This window comes from Mucilaginibacter glaciei, from assembly GCF_014773245.1.
In the GTDB taxonomy this organism is placed as follows: domain Bacteria; phylum Bacteroidota; class Bacteroidia; order Sphingobacteriales; family Sphingobacteriaceae; genus Mucilaginibacter; species Mucilaginibacter glaciei.
In genome coordinates this window covers 216056-241558 of the sequence record NZ_JACWMX010000004.1, presented here as the reverse complement: position 1 = coordinate 241558, position 25503 = coordinate 216056, and the positions used below count along the sequence as shown (strand labels likewise).

Here is a 25503-nt window from a genome sequence, read left to right as displayed (position 1 = left end):
AAATATAACCGCTTACTAATCAAGCGCGGCTATTTCTGCCTGTTGTTTTTTGGGGAGGCTGCCTAACACCAGGTTGTAAGAGTGATCTATCATGTCGCACAGCTGTTTATTGGTTAACGCTCCGTCGGTATGCACGGTATTCCAGTGTTTTTTATTCATGTGAAAGCCGGGCTTAACATCGTCATGCTGTTCGCGCAGTTCAACAGCGTGTTCGGGGTCGCATTTTACATTAAACCGGTTTTCGCCTAAGCTGGTCAGTAAAAAGATCTTATCGCCAACTTTAAAAACAAGCGTTTCCTCGCCAAACGGGAAACCCTCGCTTACGCCGGGTTTACCCAGGCAATAATCGCGTAGTTCTTCGATATTCAATTGTTGCCCCCCCGGATAGATTTTGAATACGATACCTCATTACCAAAGTTAACCCGCAGGCCAACCGTTATTTGCCTGTATTGGCTTAAGGCATTGTTTTTAAACTTACTTGAAGGGTCATCATAACCGTCTAAGCCTTCGCCAAACACAATGTTATGATTGTAGCCCAATATCAACCCAACAAAAGGCTGGTCATAAGCGCCGTACAGCCGTATCTCATAACCCGCGCGCAACGGGATCATAATATTTACCCCGCTATTATCACCGGGGAAAACATAATTAGGGTCGTCTAAACTGGTGCGTTGCACGGTTAAATTATTAGCTATTAAGCCGAGGCCCGTCCCTACGAAAAAGTTTTTAAGGAAATTCTTAAAAAAGCTGTCCTCGTAATCCATTACTTCGCCTGCGTAAATATCGGCGTGTAAAATAACAGCTTTGTAATTATTTGAATATTGGCGGCGGTATGGGTCACGGTCAACAGTTAGCCCACCGCCTGTTAATTTGCCAAATTGAATTTCGGCAGCCACTGGCACATAGGGGCTGTAGTTATAAATAAAATTCAGATTGTAGGCCTTTTCATCGTAATTGCGCTTCACATTGGTGTAGCCTTTAACACTGCTAAAGCCTACGCCTAACCCAAAAGTATTGTAAGTATATTGCGCATTGGCCGCAAAAGCGGTAAACACTGCTGCGGTAAGTAAAATGAACTTTTTCAATATGATATGTTTTAGGATATTTACAAATTGCGCACTGTAAAAACGGTAACGCACACAAAAATAAGATTTTCCTCTAATATAAGCTTTTATGGTTTTTAACACGCCGCTACGTTTTACTGCAACCGAAAGATTTTTACGATATGTAATCATTGATACGCAATCTGATCCATTGTCGCCGACATGCCCATCAACCGATAAACAAAAAGACCTGGGCCGCCTACTGGTAAAGGAGTTGTTAGAGATAGGTATTATCGATGCCCATTTAGACGAGCATGGCTATGTTTATGCCACCATCCCTGCTAATACCGCTAAGGCAGACGTACCGGTTATCTGTTTCTGCTCGCACATGGATACCTCGCCCGATTGTAGTGGCCGGGATGTAAAGCCCATCATTCATCAAAATTATACCGGTGCCGACCTGGTGCTACCAGATGACACGACGCAGGTACTGCGGATGAAGGACCACCCCGACCTAAAGAACCAAATCGGGAATGACATAATTACGGCTTCGGGTACTACCTTGCTGGGCGCCGATAATAAAGCCGGCGTTGCCGAGATAATGGATGCCTGTTACCAACTTATCAACCACCTTGAAATCAAGCACGGGGTAATCAAGATACTTTTTACGCCCGATGAAGAAATTGGGCGCGGGGTTGATAAAGCCGATGTGGCCAAAATTAGTGCTTTTGCCTGTTATACAATTGACGGGGAAAGCGCTGGCAATATGGAAAATGAAACTTTTAGCGCGGATGGGGCGAAGCTGATCATTAACGGCATCAGCGCACACCCGGGCTTTGCCAAGGGTAAAATGGAAAGCGCCATCAAAATTGCCGGATTGATTATCGCAGCCCTGCCGCACGAACTGTCACCGGAAGGTACCGAAGGCATGCAGGGATTTGTACACCCGGTTGATGTAAGCGGGCATGTAGAAACGGCTACGATTGATTTTATTATCCGCGATTTTGAAGAAGAACAACTGGTTGTGCATGCAGACGTGATCCGTACTGCTGCAGAAGGTGTGTTGCAGAATTTCTCAAATTCTACGTATACGCTTGATGTAAAACCGCAGTACCGTAATATGAAAAACATTTTGGCGCAGCACCCGCAAATTGTTGCTAACGGGATGGAGGCCATTAAACGCGCGGGCATGGAGCCTAAACTTTGCAGTATCCGTGGTGGTACCGATGGCTCACGATTATCATTTATGGGGCTACCAACTCCCAACATATTTGCCGGCGAGCATGCGTTTCACGGCAAGGAAGAATGGGTATCTGTACAAGATATGCACAAGGCTGTAGAAACCATTTTGCACCTGTGCATGGTTTGGGAAGAGGGGAGCATCACCTAAATCAATAAAGTTCTTGTCATTGCTGTAAGGAGCGTAGTGACGCGGCAATCTCAGCATATCCGCTTGTCCTCTGAGATTGCCGCGCTATCGCTCGCAATGACATGACACATTTATTAAACGCTCTTAATACAGCAAATTATCATACGGGTACCTTTCTGTATGAACTTTCTTAACGTACTCATACAAAAGGTCCCTGAATTCGTCAACGTTTTCTTTTTGTGTGGCCGATATGAATATGGCCGGGCTGTTGTTTTTGGCCATCCAGCTGTGCCTGAAATCGTCGAGCGTTAGCGGCTCTTCCGTTACATCCACATGGTGCTGCTCAGGCACAAAGGCATCTATCTTATTAAATACGGTAATAATGGTTTTGTCGATAGCACCAAGTTCCTTTAATGTTTCATTCACCGTACGGATCTGATCTTCAAAGTTTTGGTGCGAAATATCTACCACATGGATCAGTATGTCCGCCTCACGTACTTCATCCAGGGTCGATTTAAAGCACTCTACCAAATGGTGAGGCAACTTGCGGATAAAGCCAACCGTATCTGACAGCAGGAAGGGCACATTCTCAATCACCATCTTCCTCACGGTAGTATCTAACGTGGCAAATAGCTTATTCTCGGCAAATACCTCAGATTTGGAAAGCATATTCATGATGGTAGATTTACCCACGTTGGTATAACCTACTAAAGCCACACGAATGAGTTGCTGGCGGTTCTTGCGCTGCGTTTCATTCTGGCGGTCAATCAGTTTTAAACGTTCCTTAAGTAAGGATATCTTATTCAGGATCAAACGCCTGTCGGTCTCTATCTGGCTTTCACCGGGGCCACGCATACCAATACCACCCTTTTGGCGCTCCAAGTGAGTCCACAAACGGGTAAGGCGGGGCAGCAGGTACTGCAATTGTGCCAGCTCCACCTGCGTTTTTGCTTGCGCGGTTTGCGCCCGGCTGGCAAAAATATCAAGGATCAGGTTACTCCTGTCCAATATCTTAACCCCTAACTCACGCTCAATATTACGTAGCTGCGACGGCGACAGTTCATCGTCAAAAACAACAATGTCTATTTCTTCCGCAGTAACAAATTCTTTTATCTCTTCCAGTTTACCGGTACCTACAAATGTCGATCGTTCCGGCCGCTGCAATTTTTGGGTAAAGTTCTTCACCGTATCGCCACCTGCGGTAGCAACCAAAAATTTCAACTCCTCTAAATATTCCTTTTCTCGCTCTTCGGTTTCGTTGGGAGTAATTACCCCCACCAGCACAACACGCTCCTGCTTCACAGCAGTATCAAAAAACTTTGGCTTCATTTAAAAATGATTAACTATTAATATGCAAATGTAAGCATAAAGTATGCCGCGTTATAACCCGTTCAAAAGTGTGTTTGTTCAAATATATTTTACTTAACTTTACGTTATGACATTAGTAGAGCTAAAAAAATCGATCCACAAAAAAGTGGATGAATTAGATGATACCAATTTTTTAGAACTTGTAAACGCCATGATGGATAACAAAGACCAGATTTTCCAAATACCTGAAAACCATCTTACTGATATTAACCAAGGGATGCAAGACATTAAAAACGGAGATTTTTTAACCATCGACGACTTTGAAAAGCGATACGAGAGATGGCTTACAGATTAATAGTCTCTCGCGCGGCATACATTACAATTGATAAAATTGTTGATTTTAATAACACAAGAAACCAATCCAACAAATATTCACGCAAATTCCTTTTATCGCTTTTTAAGCAATTCAGAGTCATTCAAAAATTCCCCTTTATTGGTATTCAAACGGATCACGAAAACACATATTTGTTAATTTGGAATAGCTTTTATATTTACTACTTAATAAATGATGGGTTGATTCAAATCTTATCAGTTCATCACCAAAAAGAAAACGTACGTTAATCGTCACTGCTATTTTATCCACCAGTTATTCTCCAGGTTCAATTGTACACGGGCACGGGTGATCGAGGTGTACCACCATTTACATAGCTCCAGCTTGTCCATGCCGTACATGCTTTTTTCCAAAAACAAAAACACGTTATCCCACTCGCCGCCCTGGGCTTTATGGCAGGTAACGGCGTACCCATAAGTAGCCTTTAAACAACCCAAATACTCATCCTTGCGCATGGCCGAATGATATTCGCCCGAGTTCAAAGTTATTTTCTTATCGCTCATACGGTAACTAAAATCAACCATCAGCTCGCGGGTTTGGTCTTCGGTCAAATTTCCTTTGATATGGTTTACGGCATCTAAAGACAGCATCAGCGTAAATTCAATCTCTGTAGCTATCAGCCGTACTTTTACCTTCTGAAACCGCATCCCCGCTTTGTTGGTGATAGAACCCAGTTCGCGTACCTCTACAAAATCGCCGTTAGATAGCGGCACCGTGTAATTGTTTTGTGTTACTAAAAGCACCTCGCCAATTTGCAGCGGCATGTGCTCATCGCCAAAAAGCTCACGGCGCATAGCTCTGTTTATTTCCTGCACAGCGCGGTTACTGCGGGCAATGGCCAATGTTTCATTAGGGCCCGATGCTTTGTAGGCTTTAACATAAGCCTCAAAAAGAGCATCACGCGAGGGCTGCAATTTAACATTGTTCAGGCCGGCCGCAGGCAATTTGGGGAAACGCTCCCAGGTGGTTTGTTCGCTCAATTGCCGGATTGCAGCCGCCAATCTTAAAATATCGTTGCCGGCGGTTACCCGCTCAATTTTTTGTAAGGTGAACGATACGGCTACCCGGTTTTGCCCCGCAAGCCAGTTAGTATCTAAAGCCGGACTGATATTTTGGCCCACCGGGGGGAGCTGGCATGGGTCGCCCACAAAAATGATCTTGTTGTTCCCGGCAACGGTAAAAAAATCATCAAGCAGGTTACCTGATCCAAAATTGGTAAACGAGGCATCAGCCGACGCTTCGCTGGAGAGCATGGACGATTCATCAACAATATAAACCCGTTTATCCTCATCTGCCGAACGCACCAGGAATTCTAAACTCATCTGGTTTGCATCAGCAGACGCGTAGTTACCGGGCGTTAGGTGATCCATCCCGTCTACCTTGCTAAAATTATACAGTTCGCCGTGTACGGTCTTGGTTTCGAAACCGGTTTTACCTTTTAAAACGGTAGCCGCGCGACCTGTAGATGCCAGCATACAAAACTCCTGTTCGGTATCGGTAAGCATTTTGGCCAGCCGCTGCATCAGGAAGGTTTTACCGGTACCGGCATACCCCTTTAGCACGAAAACGTTGGCAGACGGATGCTCCAAAAACTTCTCGATAGCCTTGAAGGCTGCCTTTTGTTCTGTATTTAAAGTGATCCCGGCCGACATTGCGGCTAAGATATTGATTTATAACAAAACTAAAAATATTAGCAATAATTATTTTAACCCTTTAACAAATTCCTTCATCGCGGCACCGGGGTCTCGCTGCTTCATAAAATTTTCGCCAATTAAAAATCCGTTGAAGCCTGCTTGTTTCAATTGCTTAATGGTTTCGGTATCACTGATGGCACTTTCAGAGATTTTTAAAAATTCTGAGGGAATATGCGCTGCCAACTTAAAGGAGTTCTCTACCGTTACCGTAAAATCGGCCAGGTTGCGGTTATTTACGCCGATAGCATCCAGGTTAGGGTCGATGCTGCGTTCCAGCTCTTCCAGGTTGTGGACCTCTAATAGTACATTCAGCTCGAGGCTTTTAGCCAGTGCTGCCAGGTTTTTGATCTCGGAAGGGGTTAGGATTGCGGCGATCAGCAGGATGATATCCGCACCTAATGATTTGGCTTCTATCACCTGGTACTCATCTATCATAAAATCTTTACGCAGCACCGGGATGTTTACCGCACGCCTTGCCCTGGTTACGTCCATTTTGCGGCCCATAAAAAAGCCGTAATCTGTCAATACCGAACATGCCGAAGCACCAGCGGCTGCGTAATCTTTGGTCACGTCCTTCACCAGCGCATCATCGTTAATGATCCCCTTTGAGGGCGACTTCCGTTTAAACTCGGCAATAATACCGGTACGTTCAGGCGCTAACAGGAAATCTTTAAAAGAATATGTTTCCCTGTGGAAATATTCCGATTCTTCCAGCTGACTGTACGTTGTTCGTACCTTATCGCGTTCAACTTCAATTTTTTTATGAGCAACTATTTTATCGAGTATGTTCATGGTAGTTCAAATTTAAAATAACCCAATTTTGTAAGTACCTGTAAATTAAACAGATGGTTTTGTTCACGATGTTCATGTTGTTCACGTGAACATCGGTGAACAAAATTTATCTTAATCCTTTAACCAGTTTTGCATCATTTCCTTCCCGTACTCGGTCAGTACCGATTCCGGGTGAAATTGCACGCCGCGTACGTCGTATGTTTTATGCCTTAAAGCCATAACCGAGCCATCCTGCTCATCAATCGCCGTAATTTCCAAAACTTCGGGTAAGTCCTTTTCAACCACCCACGAGTGGTAGCGGCCCACCTTAAACGTTTCGGGCAGGCCGATGAAAAGTTGCTCGCCGGCATCTGTTACTTTTATCGGCGTAGCGATGCCGTGCATGGGCTGTGGCAGGTTATATAATTTACCACCAAACACTTCAGCAATGGCCTGCTGGCCTAAGCATACGCCAAACATGCTTTTTGTCGGTGCATATTTTTCGATCACCTCCAGCAGTAATCCTGCTTCGCTCGGGATGCCCGGCCCCGGCGAAAGGATAATGTGGCTGAACGCATCCACATCGGCAATATCGAATTTATCGTTACGCCATACCTCGCACTGCAAACCAATTTCGTTTACTAAATGCACCAAGTTATAAGTGAACGAGTCGTAATTATCTATGATTAATATCTTTTTCATTTATCTGAACCTTGATTTATGGGATCTAAGGATTACCCTAATCTCATTTATTAAGTAATCGCTAATCTCTACCTAAAGCGTCTCCGCCAGCTCTATCGCTTTGCGTAAAGCGGCAATTTTATTATCTACTTCTTTTAACTCGCTCTCGGCCACCGAGCCAGCTACGATGCCTGCCCCTGCCTGGTAGTGCAACGTATTATTCTTACTCAAAAATGAGCGGATCATAATGGCATGATTAAAATCGCCGTTAAAGCCAAAAAAACCGATGGCACCGCTGTAAAAGCTGCGCTTGCTTTTCTCGTTCTCGTCAATAATTTCCATTGCGCGATATTTAGGTGCACCACTCAAGGTACCAGCCGGGAAAGTATCTGCTACGATCTTAAATGAGGAGGTACCCTCTTTTAATTTACCGCTGACGTGCGATACCAAGTGGATGAGATGAGAGTAATATTGCACTTCCTTAAATGCCTTTACGCTTACTTGCTCGCAATGGCGGCTCAAGTCGTTGCGGGCCAGGTCAACCAACATCACGTGCTCGGCACTTTCTTTTGGGTCGGCCTCCAACTGGCGGGCCAGTTCGGCATCCTTTTCATCATCGCCGCTGCGTTTAAAGGTGCCCGCGATGGGGTAAATACCCGCGATGTTATTTTTAACGGTGATCTGTGCCTCTGGCGATGAGCCGAAGATCCGGAAATCGCCAAAATCAAAATAAAACAGGTAAGGCGATGGGTTGATAGATCGCAATGCCCGGTATACGTTAAATTCATCGCCCAAAAAGCTGCGCGAGAATGCCCTTGAGGGCACTATCTGGAAAACGTCGCCGCGGTAAATATGCTGCTTCATTTTCTCCACTATGGCAATGAACTCTTCGTTGGTCAGGTTTGATTTTTCGGTCTCGCTGCTCTTAAAGTTATACTCCGGGAAGTTTTTGTTCTTGATCAGGTCCGCTATTTTTTCCAGTCCGTTCGTTTCGGGCTGGCCGGCTACCTGGTTATGAAAAATATACAGCTCGTTCTTAAAATGATCTACGGCAATGATGTATTTGTAAATGTGATACTGCATCACCGGGATCTTACGGGTGGTATCATCAGATTTTTTAAGTTTAATGGTCTCGAAATGCTCAACCGCCTCATGGGTAAAATAACCAAATAACCCGTTCGATATGATCTTGCCGGCATTTTCATCAGCTTCAAAACGGCCCAAAAAGTTAGTGATCTCATCCGTCAGTTCAAAGGTGCCGGGGGCTTTAACTTCCGAAGTGCCATCCGGGAATTTCATGGTCAGCTGGTCGTCATCCAGTATAAAGCCACTCAACGGCGAGCAGCAAATATAGCTCAGGCTATTCTCCCGGCTATGGTAGTCGGAGCTTTCCAGCAGCAGCGAATTAGGGAACACGTCGCGCAGGCGCAGGTATATGGCTACCGGCGTAGTGGTATCGGCTAAAAGCTTCTTTTGGGTGGTAGTTATTTTAAAGGTATTCATTTTTCTATCAGGGCATTAAACAAAAAAAACCGGCGAATTGAGCGTTCGCCGGTTTCAAAATAGGTTTATATTTGGTTAGTGTACTTTATATCAAAAACTATTCCGGCTGCTATGTTTTGCATAGTGCCACCAATTGGTATTAAGAGTAGTTTTTTTCATATCGTGGCGACAAATTTATAAAGAAAATTGAATTAACAAATTTTTTGTCGACTTTTTTACTGGGTAATACCAAAAAACGGCCTATGGCTCTGTATAATAGCTACTACCACTACCAAAAACGCCAGTGAATAAAATATCGCGATGGTGCGGTGCTTGCCTACGGGCAGGGTAATCCGTTTAGATTTTGCATGGCCAATGGTTACTAAAACAATGGCAAAAATCATCATCGTGATGTGCTCAACCGTCCAGTAACGGGCCATCGGGTCTTTCATGGTCGTTTTCGCGAATACAACAAAGGGGCTTAGGAAATAAAGCACCAGGCCTATCAATAGCTGTGTATGGAACAGTATCATGGCTATTAAATTGGTTTTGCGGTTGGCTTCGGTGTATTGTTTTTTACCAAACCAGCCGGCAAAAGCGCTGATGATGGCCAGCAACACAACAATGATCACAAAATATCTGAAACCCGAGTGGAAGTACTTAAAAAAGCTATACGCGTTCATGTGCTTAATTTTTTTACCGCGAATATAATGATAAAAATATTTCGCCCTGTTTATTGTAACAAACTTATATAACTGCCACGGCTAAAACGTGAATAATATTGATTATTTATATATTTAAAGCAATTAACTTAAACTGACTAACTCAATGAAAAAACTTTTACTTTTTTGTTTTTCCCTGTTGACGTTTCACCTGAGCTATTCGCAGGAAACCTTTCCTGTAAATGGCGCGTGGGATATCCGCCCCGGGGCCTATGCATTTACCAACGCGACTATTGTAACCAGTGCCGATGCCAGTATCAAAAACGGAACCTTATTGGTTAAAGACCGTGTGATAGAGGCCGTAGGAGCCGATGTTAAAGTACCTAAAGGCTACGTAGTAGTAGACCTGAAGGGCAAATTCATTTACCCCGGCCTGATAGATGCCTACACCACCTACGGTATGCCCGAAGCCCCCCGCCAGGCTTTTGCTGCAGGTGGTTTTGGCGGTGGCCGTGCGTCTGTGCCGGTATCAACCAAACCCGGCGCTTATGGCTGGAATGAGGCCATTAAACCCGAAATGAATGCTAAAACCGTATTCCATGTTAACGCTTCGGCTGCCGAAGCTTTAAAAAAGAATGGTTTCAGCACCGTGCAATCGTTAATCCATGATGGCATTGCCCGTGGCACATCTATCACCGTTAGTTTGGGCGATGAGCGCGACAACTTTGTAATGCTGAATGACAATACAGCGGCCCATTACTCATTCAGTAAAGGTACGGCAGCAACCAACTATCCATCATCATTAATGGGCAGTATAGCCTTATTACGCCAAACTTATTACGATGCAAGCTGGTACAAAACGCAAAAAAACGAGTACAACATCTCGTTAGACGAATTTAACCGCACGCAAAACCTGCCGCAGATCTTTGAGGTGAGCGACCCGCAAAGCATTTTGCGCGCTACCAAGATCGCTAAAGAATTCGGCAAAACATACATTTACAAAACCGATGGTTTGGAGTATCAGCGGATAGCCGCCGTTAAGGCAACCGGTGCAAGTTTAATTATCCCGTTAACCTTCCCAGCCGCCTTTGATGTAGAGGACGCTTTGGATGCACGTACCATATCGTACGAGCAGCTAAAAGGGTGGGAATTGGCCCCAACCAACCCTGCCACATTAGAAAAAGCAGGTGTTAAATTTGCTATCACCTCTTACGGTATTGCTAACGCACGCGATTTCTGGACCAACATCCGCACCGCGATAACTTATGGTTTGACAGAAAAACAAGCCTTAAACGCCTTAACTACCGTGCCTGCAGAAATGCTTGGCGTGAGTGATAAGGTAGGTACGCTTGCTAAAGGCAAAATGGCCAGCTTCCTGATCACCTCCGACAGCCTGTTTAAGGCTGAGAATGTGATCTATGAGAACTGGGTAGAAGGACGCCAATATGTGGTATCGAAAATGGATGTAGCCGACCTGCGCGGCAATTACACTTTAACCGGCGATGGCTTTGCTAATACTACCGTTAAAATAGGCGGCACACCGGGTACTTATGATGTAAATATCGAGCGTACCGGTGCAGATAGCACTAAGGCGCGCGGTACTATCACCCGCACGGGCGATGATATCAGCATTTACTTTAATTACCGGGCTAAACCGGCGGGTGTTATCCGCTTGGCAGGCCACATTTCATCTGTATCGCCCTTAACTATCCGCGGTAATGCTATTTTGCCCGATGGTAGCGAGTCGGCATTTAGCGCGGTATACGCCAGCGCGGCACCTGCGGCACAGGCTAATCGCCCTGCGCCAAAACCAAATATTACTGTTGGCCAGGTAATTTACCCGTTCACCGCTTACGGCAATACCGAAGCGCCAAAAGTGGAAACCGTATTATTTAAGAATGGTACCGTTTGGACTAACGAAAAAGAAGGCATCCTGCAAAATGCAGATGTGTTGATTGAGAACGGTAAAATCAAAGCGGTAGGTAAAAACCTGTCGGCAGCCGGTGCTAAGGTTATAGATGCAACGGGCAAGCACATTACTACCGGTATAGTTGATGAGCACTCGCACATTGCAGCTACAGGCGGTATCAACGAGGGCACACAATCTGTAACCTCAGAAGTACGTATTGCCGATGTTATCGATGCCGAAGACATCAACATTTACCGCCAGTTAGCGGGCGGTGTTACTACATCGCACATCCTGCATGGCTCGGCCAACGCTATTGGCGGCCAAACCCAGCTGATCAAAATGCGCTGGGGTAAATTGCCTGAAGAAATGAAGTTTGAAGGCAGCGACGGCTTCATCAAATTTGCATTGGGCGAGAACGTAAAGGGCAGTAACAACAACATTCAATTTGGCCAGGTATTGCGTTTCCCGCAAACGCGTATGGGGGTTGAAGAGGTTTATGTAGATGCCTTTACCCGCGCTAAAGAATATAAAGCAGCCCGCGCTGTAAAGGGTAGCACTACCCGCCGCGATCTGGAACTGGATGCTTTATCTGAAATATTGGATAGCAAACGCTTTATCACCTGCCACTCTTACGTACAGTCGGAAATTAACATGCTGATGCACGTTGCCGATTCAATGGGCTTCAAGATCAACACCTTTACCCACATTTTAGAGGGTTACAAGGTGGCTGATAAAATGAAGGCGCACAACATTGCGGGTTCAACCTTTAGCGACTGGTGGGCATACAAAAACGAGGTGGCCGAAGCTATCCCGTACAACGGTAAGCTGATGCATGAAGTTGGTTTGGTAACCGGCTTTAATTCTGACGATGCCGAAATGGCGCGTCGCTTAAACCAGGAAGCCGGCAAAGCGGTAACCTATGGCCACATGAGCCAGGAAGAAGCTTTGAAACTGGTTACCCTTAACCCTGCAAAAATGCTGCATGTAGATAACCGCATTGGCAGTTTAAAGGCAGGTAAAGATGCTGATGTTGTATTATGGTCGGCCAACCCGCTGTCAATTTATGCAGTGGTTGAAAAAACCTATGTGGATGGCATACCTTATTGGGACCTGTCGCAGTCTGCTGCAAAACAAAAAGCAATCACTAACGAGACCGCCCGCATTGTTCAAAAAATGCTGGAGACTAAAAACGCCGGTGCTAACACCCAGCGCCCGGGACCGGGCCGCAGGCCACGCCTTTACGAGTGCGAGAGCCTGGAAGAAGATAACTTTGTAATTGCCGATGAGTATACCGAAATGGAAAAAGTACGCTCGGCAGAAAGAAAAGCAGCCAAAATCAAATAACCCCCTAATTAAGATCACAAATGAAAAAAATAATACTAACGTTAGGAGGATTATTGCTTGGCATAAACCTCATTTATGGGCAGGCAACCATATCGCCGGCTAAGGCACAAAGCAAACCTGTTATCATCACCGGTGGTACCATACACGTGGGTAACGGGCAGGTAATTAATAACGGCTATATCACGTTTGATAAAGGTAAGATCACCGGCGTTGGCGAAGGTGCAGGCCCATCATCGGGTTACGAAGTAGTGAACGCAACCGGTAAGCAAATTTATCCGGGCTTTATTGCTCCCATGACCACCCTGGGTTTAGTGGAAGTAGAATCCGGTGCGCGTGGTACTGTGGATGACGAAGAAACGGGCGATTTAAACCCGCATGTACGCTCAGTTGTGGCTTACAATACCGACTCAAAGGTTATCCCTACGGTACGTTCAAACGGGATTTTATTAGCCCAGCCTACGCCATCAGGCGGTATCATCTCGGGCACATCGTCTGTAGTGCAGCTTGATGCCTGGAACTGGGAAGATGCTACCTATAAAAAAGATATGGCTGTGCATTTAAACTGGCCATCGGCTGGTGGTGGTGGCCGCAGGCGTGGTGGTAATGTAGCAGTGCCGGGCGTAGTGCAGGAAACCCCTGCCGAGCGCGCACAAAAAGCGATAGATGCCATTACCCGCTTGTTTGTCGAAGCTAAAGGCTACGCCGACGGAACAAGACCTGCCACATCAAACATTCGCTTAGAGGCAATGAAAGGCTTGTTTAATGGCACTAAAAAGCTATTCGTAATTGCCGACGGTGCAAAACAAATTATGCAGGCCGTTGCATTTGGTAAGCAAATGGGTGTATCGGTGGTAATTGTTGGTGGTAAAGAATCATACCTGGTTGCAGATGTGCTAAAAGAAAATAATGTGCCGGTGATATTGCGCGAAACACAAACATTACCTGATAGGGACGAGGATGATGTTTATCTTCCCTACAAACTACCGAAGATGCTGCAAGATGCAGGCGTGCTTTACGGTTTAACAGGTACCGGTTTCTGGCGCCAGCGCAATCTGCCTTTCGAGGCGGGCGAAGCAGTTGGATACGGCTTAACCAAAGAACAGGCTGTTGCGATGATCAGCCTGAACAATGCTAAGATCTTAGGTATAGACAAAACAACCGGCTCTATTGAAACCGGCAAGGATGCCAATCTTTTTATCTCGACAGGCGATGCTTTGGATATGATAGGACTTAATGTGGAAACAGCATTTATACAAGGCCGTAACATTAACCTGGATAACCTGCACAAGCAGCTGTACAAAAAGTTCAGTGATAAGTATGGCTTTAAAGCCGACTAAGGTTTAGAACTGTTTTAACAAAAAAAGCGAAGGGCATTGCCCTTCGCTTTTTTTGTGTTTCTGTTGGTCCTGTTTAGATAGTTATTTCACCATCAAACACTAAATCTGCCGGGCCTTCTAAAAATATGTTGCTGAATGTTTCGCCGTCGTGATCGAAGCGAATATTGAGGTTACCCCCTAATACTTTAATCGGCGTACTGATGGTGCCAAACTGGTTGTTATGTTTTGCCATAGCCAGGGCTACAGCGGTAACACCTGTGCCGCAGGCGTAAGTTTCATTCTCTACCCCGCGCTCAAACGTACGCACAAAATAACCCACATCGGTTTTCTCGGTAAAGTTTACATTAATACCATCGGCTTTGTAAGCGGCGTTATTACGGATAGCATAACCTTCGTTATAAACATCTTTAATGGCCAGATCGGTGGCTAACCTCACATAATGCGGCGACCCAGTGTTTAACACATAAGCGTCGCCATCGCGGGTAACTTCTTTCACATCTATCATTTGCAAGCTTACCCATTTGCCATCTGCTGAAATTTTGGCATGGTGTACTCCGTCTGTCGCCAGAAATTTTGTCGTATCTGTAATGATGCCCAGCTGTTTAGCAAAGGCTACAATGCAACGGCCCCCATTACCGCACATGCTGCCTTCGTTACCATCGGCATTGTAATATACCATCTTAAAATCAAAGCCTTCAAGGGTCTCCAATAACATCAATCCATCGGCACCAATTCCAAAGCGCCTGTCGCACAATAAGGAAACACGCTCTTTAGTAAATTGGTAATCAATGGCTTGCCGGTTATCAATCAGCACAAAGTCATTTCCCGCTCCCTGATATTTATAAAATTTTAATTGCACTGTAGTTTGGTATATTAGTGTACTGTAAAGGTAAACATAACCCGTGGTAACAAAAATTGCGGCAGGTTTATTTCAATTTAACAAATTTTAACAAAAAAGGATATAACTTATCATTGATTATATCGTCTATATGGTATTAAATTTGAGTTGATAAAAGCAAAAACGTAAAAAAGGAAAGTGAATAGCAATATGAAAAAGATCGGTTTAACATTATTAACCGCCTTTGTGGGCGGTGCAATGGCGTTGGGCGTGTACAAAGTTATCGAGAACAAGTACTCGGACAACATGTCGTTAGAAGACAAGCAAAAAGTTTACTTTGCCAGCAACCGTACGGTAAACCCGTCAACTGTGGTATCATCGGCCGGTTCGGTAGATTTTACCCAGGCAGCGGCAGAAGTAACCCCGGCGGTAGTTTACATCCGTACCACATACGCGGCAAAAAGCAGCGGTGGTGGCAGCCAGGACCAGTTTGAGCAGATGTTTGGCCAAATGTTCGGCCAGCGCATGCGCCCGCAAGGCCCGCAAATGGCATCAGGCTCGGGTGTGATTATCTCTCCTGACGGTTATATTGTAACCAATAACCACGTGGTGGCTAAGGCAGAAAAAATAACGATAGTAACCAATGACCACCGTAGTTTTGAGGCTAAAGTTATTGGCACCGACCCTAACACGGATCTTGCCCTGATTAAAATTAATGCAACTAACCTGCCTATTGTAAAGTTAGGTAATTCAGACGCGGTACGCGTTGGTGAGTGGGTTTTAGCAGTAGGAAATCCGTTCAAGTTAAACTCAACCGTCACTGCTGGTATTGTAAGTGCCAAGGGCCGCCAGATAGATATTATAGGTAAAGATGATGACGATGAGAATCCTTATCCCGTTAATCAACGAGAACCAACATTGAAAAAAGGGATCGAGTCGTTTATTCAAACCGATGCGGCAATTAATCCCGGTAACAGTGGCGGTGCGTTGGTTAATACCAATGGCGAACTAATAGGTATCAATGCGGCGATTGCGTCACACACAGGCTCGTATGAAGGCTATGGCTTTGCCATCCCTGTTAACTTAGCTAAAAAAGTATTGAATGACATCAAAAAGTTCGGTGTTGTTAAACGTGGATATGTAGGTATAAGCTTTGCCGACCTTAGCAACTCTGATATGGCGCAGGATATTAAAACCGACAAAACAAATGGCTTATATGTAAGTAGCGTTTTAGCGGGTGGCGGTGCCGAACAAGCCGGTATTAAACCGGGTGATATCATTACCAAGGTTGAAGGCAATGTGGTTTACGAGTCATCTGACCTACAAGAACGTGTTGGCCGTTTACAACCTGGTGATAAAATTGCGCTGACTGTTTTACGTGATGGTAGCGAGAAAAACTTTAGCGTAACCCTTAAGGCTGATGCACCGGTTGCCAAAACAGCTGCGGTGTCAAAATCGGCATCTGAACTGTTTAACAAAATGGGGGCAAGCTTCCAGCCGTTAAGCCAGGCGCAGAAAGCTAAGTTTAAAGTTAATTCGGGAGTTGTAGTAACCCAGGTACGCCCGGGTGGGATGTTTGATGATACCGAGATCCCTGTTGGGTCTATCATTACCTCTATCAACAAACAGCCTATCAACAGCGTTGCCGATATGGACAAGGTAATTACCAGCTTAAGAAATGGCAGGCTGATCATTACAGGTTATTATCCTGATGGTGGCAGCTTCAATAATATGTTCGAGGTACAATAACTTTCAGGCACTTTGTCAAATAAGAAAGCCTCACCAAAATTGGTGAGGCTTTCTTATTTGGCCTTTATTTAGCAAAGAATTATTCGCCGCCGGTATGGTCGTGCGCTTGTTCTTCTCTGAACAGTTTGGCGCTGAAATAATCATTATTCATAAACGCGATATTGTTTAGTGTGATCTCTTTAGGGCACTCTGCTTCGCAGGCACCGGTATTGGTACAGTTACCAAAGCCTTCTTCGTCCATCTGGGCAACCATTGCCTGCACACGGCTGTAACGCTCGGGCTGGCCTTGTGGCAATAAACCCAACTGGGTGATCTTGGCAGATGTGAACAGCATTGCCGACGCATTTTTACATGCCGCTACACAAGCGCCGCAACCGATACAGGTAGCTGAGTTGAAAGCCTCGTCGGCAATTACCTTAGGGATTGGGATTAAGTTAGCATCTGGCACACCACCAGTGTTAATAGATATAAAGCCACCAGCTTGCTGGATACGGTCAAATGCCGAACGGTCAGTAGCCAGATCCTTCATTACCGGGAAGGCTGCCGAACGCCACGGCTCGATAGTGATAGTTTCGCCATCGCTAAAGGTACGCATGTGCAGCTGGCAGGTAGTTATCGCCTTTTTAGGGCCATGTGGGTGGCCGTTGATATATAAAGAGCAAGACCCGCAAATACCTTCACGGCAGTCATGATCAAAATATATAGGCTCATCGTTTTTACGGGTAAGGCTTTCGTTTACCACGTCCAGCATTTCCAGGAAAGACATATCAGGCGAAATACCCTCTGCCTTATAGGTTACAAACTTGCCGGCAGTTTGTGTATTTTTTTGGCGCCATACTTTCAGCGTCAGGTTCATGTTTCCAGTACTCATATTTTTGAGTTTTGAGTTATGGGTGCCGGGTAGTGAGTTGCATAACTCTGCACTCACCACGCGCTACTCACCACTATTTATAGCTTCTCTGTGTTAACTTAACATTTTCAAATACCAGTTCTTCTTTATGAAGTTCTTCTTCCTGGTTTTCTCCTTTAAACTCCCATGCCGATACAAAGGCAAAGTTCTCGTCATCGCGCAAGGCTTCACCTTCTTCTGTCTGTGATTCTACACGGAAGTGGCCACCACATGATTCACGACGCGCTAACGCATCGGTAATCATCAATTCGCCCAGTTCAATAAAGTCGGCTACACGGCCCGCCCTTTCAAGCGCAGCATTAACCTCATCATTTTCGCCGGTTACGATGGCATTTACCCAAAAATCAGCCTTCAGTGCCTTGATCATTGCTTTAGCTTTGGTCAGGCCTTCTTCAGATCGTGCCATTCCACAATACTCCCAAATGATATGGCCTAATTCACGGTGGTATTCAACAACCGTTTTGTTACCCTTTAAGGCAAGTAACTTGTTGTTGTAGGCGATTACTTCCTGTTTTGTTTTTTCAAAAGCAGGGTGGTTAATGTCAACCGGTTTAGGGCCGATGGTTGCCAGGTAATCACCTAATGTGTAAGGAATTACAAAGTAACCGTCAGATAGTCCCTGCATCAAAGCAGATGCACCTAATCTGTTTGCACCGTGATCGCTAAAGTTACATTCGCCCAGGGCGTAAAGGCCCGGTACGTTTGTGCTTAAATTATAATCAACCCAAAGGCCACCCATTGTATAGTGTACCGCAGGGTAAATACGCATCGGTTGTTTATACGGGTTCTCGTCGGTGATCTGTAGGTACATATCAAACAAGTTGCCATATTTGGCACGTACGGTATCTTCACCCAAACGTTGTATAGACTCTGCAAAGTCAAGATAAACGGCTAAGCCGGTTGCACCTACCCCTTTGCCATCATCCGTCATTTCTTTTGCATTACGGGATGCCACGTCACGCGGCACCAGGTTACCAAATGATGGGTATTTGCGCTCCAGGAAGTAATCACGATCTTCTTCTTTAACCTGCGATGCGGTAATCTCTTTGCTACGTAATTTCTCAGCTACCTCAACAGTTTTAGGGGCCCAAACACGCCCGTCATTACGTAACGATTCAGACATCAGCGTAAGCTTACTCTGATGGTCGCCGGTAACCGGGATACAGGTTGGGTGAATTTGTGTGTAGCAAGGGTTAGCAAAATACGCCCCGCGTTTGTGTGCGCGCCACGCTGCTGTTACGTTACTGCCGATGGCATTGGTGGACAGATAGAAAACGTTACCGTAACCACCTGTTGCTAATAAAACAGCATGGGCTGCATGCGTTTCAATTGCGCCGGTTTTTAAGTTACGGGTAACAATACCTTTTGCATGACCGTCAATTGTAACAACATCAAGCATCTCGGTACGGGTGTACATTTTTACTTTACCCAGGTGTATCTGGCGGTTTAAAGCCGAATATGCACCTAAAAGCAATTGCTGGCCGGTTTGGCCACGCGCATAAAATGTACGTGATACCTGCGAACCACCAAATGAACGGTTATCCAGCAAGCCGCCGTATTCACGTGCAAAGGGTACACCCTGTGCAACGCATTGGTCAATAATATTTACAGATACCTCCGCCAGGCGGTATACGTTGCCTTCTCGGGCGCGGTAATCACCACCTTTAATAGTATCATAAAACAAACGATAAACGCTATCGCCGTCGTTTTGATAATTTTTTGCACCGTTAATACCACCCTGTGCAGCAATAGAGTGCGCACGGCGCGGGCTATCCTGGAAACAAAATGCCTTAACATTGTAACCCAGCGCAGCCAGTGAAGCAGCAGCCGAAGCGCCCGCCAAACCTGTACCTACAACAATAACATCGTACTTACGCTTATTGGAAGGGTTAACCAGCTTTAAGTTAAATTTATGCTTGCTCCATTTTTCGGCTAATGGGCCTTGCGGAATTTTAGCATCTAAACTCATTTCTTTTTTATGTTAGATTTAAGAGTTACGAATTAAGACCGGCACGATATAAATCGTAAATCTAAACTCGCCATTCGTAAATTATTTTGATAAACTCTGTATAAAATATACAACCGGCATTGCAGCAAACAACAGCGGTATAATTACCGCAAAAAGCCACGTGCCTACAAAATAAATAATAGGCTTGTATTTGCGGTGCACCCAGCCCAGCGTTTGAAACGCGCTTTGGAAACCATGCAACAGGTGAAACGATACCGCCCCCATAGCTATTACATAAAAGGCAACGTACCATAAATGACTAAAGCTTGATGATATGCGCGCATGCAAATCTTTCACCCTTACAATTTCTACATTGTTCTCGGTAGATATCGAACGCTCAAAATCCGGTGTTTCGGGCTTGTAGTCGCTTACTACCGTTTCGTTAGTTCCCAGGTTAGTACGGTATTCTTTAAAACCTAAAATATTGTTGTATTTGTAGGTAAACCAAAAATCGCCCATGTGGATAACGATAAATAGTAAAAGAATAGATCCCAACAGCCCCATGTTTTTTGATGACCATGATGCCGGCGACTTATTTACTACCGCATAACCAATTGGCCTTGCCCTGCGGTTGCTGATAGTAAGTACAAGCGCGTAAACTGCATGTACGATGATGGCTAAGTAAAGCAAATACGCAATTACTTCGATAGGTGGGAAATGGGTAAGGAAATTTGCATAGCTATTAAACGCAAAGCCCTGGTCGTTTTTAAACAACAACAGGTTACCACCAACGTGTACAATTAAAAAAGTACACAAAAACAAGCCAGTTAAAGCCATTATCAGCTTCTTTCCCAGTGATGAGTTAAAGGTTTGTTTGAATTCGCTCATTATTTGATTAGATTATATTGTCACACAAAAGTATTTATTAAAAGCCAAAACATATAAACGGTTTTGGCTTTAAGGAGTGTTAATAACTATTTAGAAACGTTCTAAATTTATCATCCAATTGTCGAGTTGACCTCCCTATCACACTGATAATTAAATTGATGAAAAACGTCCATTTACAACCATACCCCCGGTAAAAAAAAAGTAACCGGCTTCTACAAAACCGGGGTAAAGCATTCACATCATAGTCAAGCCTCCCTTAAAGGCCCAATCATCATTACGGCATGATAAGACAGAGGTGGTGTGTTGCAGATAAAAAATGAGGGCAAAGGCCCCCTTTACGCCGCAAGGCGATTTTAAGTTGCTGTTAATCAACATGCATTTGCCCGATTAACAGAATTGCATGTTTTGTTTATAACGCGATCACCTTATCCTTCAGCACGCCGAAAACATGGTCGGTTTTGCGGCTTACTATGGCTACCTTGCCGGTGAACGACCCGAATGATGGCAGAATAGCCTGGTGCTTACCAAATGCAAAGCAAGGCAATGTAACACTTTGCCTGCCCCGCCCAACCAGGCTTACACCCGGGTGGATATGGCCGCAAAGCACATAACCTTCGGCCTTTTCTTCCGGGTTGGTTAAAGGGTGGTGTAGCATCAGGAAGGGGCCAACCAGCAGTTCTTTATGTAGTACGATGCCCAGTTTAATGTAATGGCTATCGCTGATGATATCGTGATTGCCTTTGATCAGGACGATCTGCAATTTAGGGAACTGGCTGCGCCAAAGCACAAACCAATCCCAGTCGTTATTCATATCGCTGTGAAAAAGGTCGCCTAAAAAGTAAACGGTTTCGGGTTGGTACTCATAGATCAGGTCGGATAGCATAGAAAGGTCCTGCTGCTCCATATTCCTGGGTATGGCTATCCCTGCCTTACGGAAATGACCCACCTTGCCAAAATGCACATCGGTTGCTATCAGGGCATTTTGCTGCTGCCAGTAAATAGCCTTTTGAGGCAATAATAAAAGGTCCTGATCTAAAAACCGGAAAGGGGTACCCGCACTCATCGTCATATCGGCAGCAAAGATAAAGCTTTGTGGGTTATTAGTGAACCAAACACCATTCCGCCAAACTCATCCGCTTAATAATTATGTCGCCCATATGCAATTAATCAAAATTAAATTTGGTTTTATGAAATAATACAGGCATTTTTACGTATTAGATACTAATAAACAGATCAATTCACTTAAAACACATTGCCATGTTAAAGTCTTATCAATCCATTTATGTACTGGTATACAGGTGGAGCTTTAAAAATTTCGGTCAGGGTAAAAGTCTGCCACAATTTAAATCCATGTTCAATGTGAGCTTTTTGCTGATCGTTCTGTTAGCGAATGCAATGCTGTTTACTAAATTAATGATCAAAGCGCATTGGGTTTCTATGAACCCTTACTCGTACCTGGCCATTATCTGCGGCGCGGTGATGTTTATGCTACTTAACCACTTTGTGTTGCTTAATAACCGCTGGTTAAAAAGCATTAATGCCAAACTGGCTACTGTTAGCAAACGTAACATGAATATGTTCTCGGTACTACTATTGGTAAACGTGGTGTTTGCCTGCGGCCTTTGCTTTTTATAAAAGATAAGTTATAGTTAATTAAGAAGGAGAGGGCCGGTGGCTGTCTCCTTTTCTGTTTTATGATCCGCCGTCTCCGTATATGGAACGTTTGAGACAGGCATGTCGGGGATTGCTTCGTTCCTCGCAATGACGCGCATGGGCATATACCAGATATGCGAGGACAAACCCCCTATTTCTTTTTAGTAGCTGCCCGTTTCGCTTTCGCCTCGGCCGCTTTATTACGCTTGGCGCGCATCTTCAGGTTCAGCATCTCTACCAGGATAGAGAACGCCATGGCAAAGTAGATATAACCTTTCGGGATATGCTGCTCAAAAGCTTCGGCCAGTAAGGATACACCAATCAATAAAAGGAATGATAGTGCCAGCATCTTAACCGTTGGGTGCTTGTTTACAAAGCCTGCAACCGCGCCCGATGCCCATATCATAATACCTACCGCAATTACTACTGCCGCTATCATGATCTCGACGTGTTGCGCCATACCAACCGCAGTGATAACAGAATCTAACGAAAACACGATATCCAGCAGCATGATCTGTACAATGGTGCCCCAAAACGAATGGGCTTTTACGTTGGCGTCATCCTCTTCATCCCCCTCAATTTTGTGGTGGATCTCGGCAGTGCTTTTATAGATCAGGAATAATCCCCCGATGATCAAGATCAGGTCGCGGCCGGATATGGCCAGCTTTTGCGCCCACTCGGCATCGTTAATATTTAAAATGCCGGAGATATTAAACAGCGGGTTAGTCAGCGTCATCACCCAACTGATGGAAAGCAGCAGTAGGATCCGGGTGATCATGGCCATGCCTAAACCTACCTTGCGGCCTTTTTCCTGTTGTTGTTTAGGCAGCTTATCGGCCAGGATAGAGATAAAGATCACGTTATCTATCCCCAAAACGATCTCTAAAACAGTTAAGGTAACAAGGGAGAGCCAGGCTTCCGGGTCGGTTAGTATTTCCATCATAAAGGGCAGCGCGTTTAGTGTGCCCCTAAAATAGCAAAACCCCTGCCGTTATGGCAAGGGTTTTTAAATTGTACTCTATTTTGACCTTAGTTAAAATTCACCTCACCAAAGTTTGTTGTTATCGTTACCTTATTATCGCTTCCACTTTTGCCCACATAACCTCTGTAAGTTTTTGTGGACGAATAGCCTCTTTCGTCGTCCGATGGCGTTTTACCAGTTATTTTGGCTTTACCGCTACTGTTGTCAAAACCGTTGCCCATTTTAGTAGTAATGTCAAAGTTAAAACTATCACTGTCATTGATATCAAAATTGACTTTTGCGAATTGAGCTTTAATGTTTACGTCTTTTGCACTTCCTAAGGTCGCAATACTCAAGCCTTTACCAAACTTTACATCTACGTTTGCCGATCCTTTTAAACGATCTATATCTACTTTCGAAAATCCAAAAACCGCATCTGCGTTATTAACAACTCCAGCCTTAAAATTGCTATGTTGAATTTTTAATTTACCGCCATTGAATAACTCAATAAAGGAAGTTTTATCTGATGTGAAGCTGATGGAAACATCATTTTGCGTATTAGTAAGCTGCTGGGCTATGAGATTGCCAAACTGAAGCCTAATCGTTGTTTTGCCGGATAAATTCGGTAAGGTAATAACGCCAAATTGGTTGCTTATATTTATCGCGTTACTAGCAGGCATGTAGATCTTATAGTCGATAGACATATTCTGATGCTTGTTGCCTTGGCCATTATTGGCATCGCCAATGGCAGTGCGAAATGACACCACATTGCCCGATTTGCTGTCTGATACACTCGACCCTTCCATCATATCGTTAACGTTGCTTTCGTTATCCGAGCTGAATTTCATCTGCACATCTACCTTAAACTCGTTCTTGTTCCAGGTGTTTACGGTTACATTACCAAACTTATTGCTGATCTGCAGCACATCGTTACCATCTACAGAATAGCTTTTGCTGTAGTTTTTGATCTTTTCGATGATCTCGCCACTGGCCAGCTGGCGCTTATAATCCTCGTCAGAAAGATTGCGACTGATATTATTATTTACGTTTACATCAACATCGGGTACCATATCGCTAAAGCTGCCCGCGAAGTTTTTGCCAAAATCTTTAAATTCGGTTTTGAACTTTTTGTCAAAGCCCTTCATTTTAACCGCAACCTGCGTGTTGATCTTAGTGCTCAAGGCCAGCATGTGCTTATTCAGGCTGTTCATTTTAAAATTGAACTGCTTTAAGGTTTTACTATCAAACTTCTTATTCAGTTTGTACTCTTTGCTTAACGTATAATTCTCAGGCGGTAGCGGCGGAGCAGGTAAGGTGTCCTGTGCAAAGGTTGCTGCGCTCACTACGAGCAGCGCAATAAAGGCGAATAGCCTTTTATATATCTTGGTTTCCATCTTTTTGCTGTTTTTTACTTTGATTAAATTGTTCAATTACACTCAGTTGCTGATTAAGCACCTCTGTTTGTATTTGCAAGTTCCGGATCATTGCACGTAAAACACGCTCCTGGTTGGGGCTGGTGGCCAAATCTTTATTTAGTCTTTTATAGGTCGATTGCATGTCGCTCAACTCGGCGCTAAACTCCCGGTAAAGCTGCGGGTCGTATTTAGCTATTTGTTTCAATTCGGTACGCTTGGTAGCTATCAGCGTGGCATATTGCTGCTGCTGTTTAGCGTAGGTTGGGTTGATAGATGCCAGATCGACACCGCCGCCGCTATTATTTAAGCCTTTTTGGGTTTGCACGTACACGCCGAAGCCGATACCCATCACTACTACGATCATAGCGGCTACCCGGAGTACGAAACCAAGCGAAAACGTTTTGGCTCCGCGCTTTTTTGGCTGTTGCTGCTCCTCATCCCATGCGTCCAGCTCCATCGATATATTGTTCCAGATATCGGCGCGTGGCTCCAGGTCGTCAAATTCCTCCCTGTTGTTGCTGATAAAATCTTCTAACCGCTTGCTCATCTTTTGATTCCCTTTCTTACTAATATTTCGCCCAGCTTACGTTTTGCACGTAAAAACTGAGTACGCGACGTATTTTCGCTTATGTTTAACACTTGTCCTATCTCTTCATGATCGTACCCCTCTAATAAGTAGAGCGATAGTACCACCCGGTAGCCTTCGGGCAATTCTTTCATGGCTTCTTTTATTTGCGCAACCTGGTATTGTACATCGTCATCATCCCAGGGCTCTTCATCAGGTACATTGTCCAGGTGGCCGTCTTCCACCTCCACAAACTCCAGCTTCCTTTTGCGCAAAAGGTTAATAGACCGGTGCACCACAATTTGTTTAAGCCATAACCCAAAGGTAGTTTCCTGCCTAAAATCCTTCATCCGGTTAAACGCATCGGTAAAAGCTTCCTGCAAAACATCTTCCGCTTCGGCAACGTTGCCCACTATCCTAAAGGCAACGTTTAACATTGCTTTAGCATACAGTCGGTACAACTCGTAGCAGGCTTTTTTACTTCCTTGCTTACACTCAACCACCAGGTTGTAATGTTTATCTACGTATACAGCTTCCAAATTATTTGACAGGTTTCAGGTTAAATGACGCAGGGTATTTAACAAC

At 44.7% G+C, this 25503-nt stretch carries 23 protein-coding genes; 6 read left to right on the top strand and 17 right to left on the bottom strand.

The window, feature by feature from the left end; all coding sequences use genetic code 11:
* Positions 1–15: 15 nt before the first annotated feature.
* On the bottom strand, positions 16–369 hold the full coding sequence (locus IDJ76_RS11040; protein WP_191163373.1) for an MmcQ/YjbR family DNA-binding protein: 354 nt from the start codon (positions 367–369) through the stop codon (positions 16–18).
* On the bottom strand, positions 366–1085 hold the full coding sequence (locus IDJ76_RS11035) for a hypothetical protein (RefSeq protein WP_191163372.1): 720 nt from the start codon (positions 1083–1085) through the stop codon (positions 366–368). Before IDJ76_RS11035 ends, IDJ76_RS11040 begins: the two co-directional genes overlap by 4 nt.
* Positions 1086–1173: 88 nt before the next feature.
* Between IDJ76_RS11035 and pepT the strand changes: the two genes are divergently transcribed.
* Positions 1174–2433, top strand: coding sequence for a peptidase T (pepT, locus tag IDJ76_RS11030; RefSeq protein ID WP_191163371.1), 1260 nt, complete (start codon positions 1174–1176; stop codon positions 2431–2433).
* Between the two features lie 123 nt (positions 2434–2556).
* On the opposite strand, the gene hflX is transcribed toward pepT, so the two are convergent.
* Entirely contained in the window at positions 2557–3741 is a 1185-nt protein-coding gene (hflX, locus tag IDJ76_RS11025; RefSeq protein ID WP_191163370.1) for a GTPase HflX, read from the bottom strand.
* 106 nt (positions 3742–3847) lie between these two features.
* Between hflX and IDJ76_RS11020 the strand changes: the two genes are divergently transcribed.
* Positions 3848–4075: a hypothetical protein gene (locus tag IDJ76_RS11020; protein WP_191163369.1), complete on the top strand. Its 228-nt coding sequence runs from the start codon at positions 3848–3850 to the stop codon at positions 4073–4075.
* Positions 4076–4350: 275 nt separating this feature from the next.
* Here the strand turns inward: IDJ76_RS11020 and IDJ76_RS11015 are convergent, their stop codons facing one another.
* The 5 genes from IDJ76_RS11015 to IDJ76_RS10995 form a co-directional block, all read right to left on the bottom strand.
* Positions 4351–5763: an ATP-dependent DNA helicase gene (locus IDJ76_RS11015; RefSeq protein WP_191163368.1), complete on the bottom strand. Its 1413-nt coding sequence runs from the start codon at positions 5761–5763 to the stop codon at positions 4351–4353.
* 48 nt (positions 5764–5811) lie between these two features.
* A complete protein-coding gene (gene trpC / locus IDJ76_RS11010; protein ID WP_191163367.1) occupies positions 5812–6597 on the bottom strand; it encodes an indole-3-glycerol phosphate synthase TrpC in 786 nt (261 codons plus the stop codon).
* A 111-nt stretch (positions 6598–6708) separates the two neighbouring features.
* On the bottom strand, positions 6709–7278 hold the full coding sequence (locus IDJ76_RS11005) for an anthranilate synthase component II (protein ID WP_191163366.1): 570 nt from the start codon (positions 7276–7278) through the stop codon (positions 6709–6711).
* A 72-nt stretch (positions 7279–7350) separates the two neighbouring features.
* Positions 7351–8760, bottom strand: a complete 1410-nt coding sequence (locus IDJ76_RS11000) for an anthranilate synthase component I family protein (protein ID WP_191163365.1) — start codon at positions 8758–8760, stop codon at positions 7351–7353.
* A gap of 215 nt (positions 8761–8975) precedes the next feature.
* Positions 8976–9422, bottom strand: a complete 447-nt coding sequence (locus tag IDJ76_RS10995) for a cytochrome B (RefSeq protein ID WP_191163364.1) — start codon at positions 9420–9422, stop codon at positions 8976–8978.
* A gap of 145 nt (positions 9423–9567) precedes the next feature.
* Between IDJ76_RS10995 and IDJ76_RS10990 the strand changes: the two genes are divergently transcribed.
* Together IDJ76_RS10990 and IDJ76_RS10985 are read left to right on the top strand one after the other, a co-directional pair.
* A complete protein-coding gene (locus IDJ76_RS10990) occupies positions 9568–12654 on the top strand; it encodes an amidohydrolase family protein (protein WP_191163363.1) in 3087 nt (1028 codons plus the stop codon).
* A 20-nt stretch (positions 12655–12674) separates the two neighbouring features.
* Positions 12675–13991: an amidohydrolase family protein gene (locus IDJ76_RS10985; RefSeq protein WP_191163362.1), complete on the top strand. Its 1317-nt coding sequence runs from the start codon at positions 12675–12677 to the stop codon at positions 13989–13991.
* Positions 13992–14064: 73 nt separating this feature from the next.
* Here IDJ76_RS10985 and dapF read toward each other — a convergent pair whose 3' ends face one another.
* Positions 14065–14850 (bottom strand): diaminopimelate epimerase, encoded by a 786-nt coding sequence (gene dapF / locus IDJ76_RS10980; RefSeq protein WP_191163361.1) that lies wholly within the window; start codon positions 14848–14850, stop codon positions 14065–14067.
* Between the two features lie 189 nt (positions 14851–15039).
* Here dapF and IDJ76_RS10975 point away from each other — a divergent pair, with 189 nt between their 5' ends.
* Positions 15040–16578: a Do family serine endopeptidase gene (locus IDJ76_RS10975; RefSeq protein WP_191163360.1), complete on the top strand. Its 1539-nt coding sequence runs from the start codon at positions 15040–15042 to the stop codon at positions 16576–16578.
* 79 nt (positions 16579–16657) lie between these two features.
* Here IDJ76_RS10975 and IDJ76_RS10970 read toward each other — a convergent pair whose 3' ends face one another.
* From IDJ76_RS10970 to pdeM, 4 genes are all read right to left on the bottom strand, one after another.
* Complete coding sequence (locus IDJ76_RS10970) at positions 16658–17449, bottom strand: succinate dehydrogenase/fumarate reductase iron-sulfur subunit (protein ID WP_191163359.1); 792 nt, start codon at positions 17447–17449, stop codon at positions 16658–16660.
* Positions 17450–17522: 73 nt separating this feature from the next.
* Positions 17523–19457 (bottom strand): fumarate reductase/succinate dehydrogenase flavoprotein subunit, encoded by a 1935-nt coding sequence (locus IDJ76_RS10965; RefSeq protein ID WP_191163358.1) that lies wholly within the window; start codon positions 19455–19457, stop codon positions 17523–17525.
* Positions 19458–19538: 81 nt separating this feature from the next.
* Complete coding sequence (locus tag IDJ76_RS10960; RefSeq protein WP_191163357.1) at positions 19539–20324, bottom strand: succinate dehydrogenase cytochrome b subunit; 786 nt, start codon at positions 20322–20324, stop codon at positions 19539–19541.
* 409 nt (positions 20325–20733) lie between these two features.
* Positions 20734–21387: a ligase-associated DNA damage response endonuclease PdeM gene (gene pdeM, locus IDJ76_RS10955; RefSeq protein WP_191163356.1), complete on the bottom strand. Its 654-nt coding sequence runs from the start codon at positions 21385–21387 to the stop codon at positions 20734–20736.
* Between the two features lie 194 nt (positions 21388–21581).
* On the opposite strand from pdeM, the gene IDJ76_RS10950 reads away from it, so the two are divergent.
* Entirely contained in the window at positions 21582–21959 is a 378-nt protein-coding gene (locus IDJ76_RS10950; protein ID WP_191163355.1) for a hypothetical protein, read from the top strand.
* A gap of 169 nt (positions 21960–22128) precedes the next feature.
* On the opposite strand, the gene IDJ76_RS10945 is transcribed toward IDJ76_RS10950, so the two are convergent.
* The 4 genes from IDJ76_RS10945 to IDJ76_RS10930 all read right to left on the bottom strand — a co-directional run bounded on the left by IDJ76_RS10945 (position 22129) and on the right by IDJ76_RS10930 (position 25457).
* The gene (locus IDJ76_RS10945) at positions 22129–22920 is read right to left on the bottom strand and encodes a TerC family protein (protein ID WP_317173963.1); all 792 of its coding nucleotides are present in this window, start codon (positions 22918–22920) and stop codon (positions 22129–22131) included.
* An 86-nt stretch (positions 22921–23006) separates the two neighbouring features.
* Positions 23007–24332, bottom strand: a complete 1326-nt coding sequence (locus IDJ76_RS10940) for a hypothetical protein (protein ID WP_191163354.1) — start codon at positions 24330–24332, stop codon at positions 23007–23009.
* The gene (locus tag IDJ76_RS10935) at positions 24313–24900 is read right to left on the bottom strand and encodes a hypothetical protein (RefSeq protein WP_191163353.1); all 588 of its coding nucleotides are present in this window, start codon (positions 24898–24900) and stop codon (positions 24313–24315) included. The genes IDJ76_RS10940 and IDJ76_RS10935 overlap by 20 nt, the downstream gene beginning before the upstream one ends.
* On the bottom strand, positions 24897–25457 hold the full coding sequence (locus tag IDJ76_RS10930; protein ID WP_191163352.1) for an RNA polymerase sigma factor: 561 nt from the start codon (positions 25455–25457) through the stop codon (positions 24897–24899). The genes IDJ76_RS10935 and IDJ76_RS10930 overlap by 4 nt, the downstream gene beginning before the upstream one ends.
* Positions 25458–25503 lie beyond the last annotated feature (46 nt).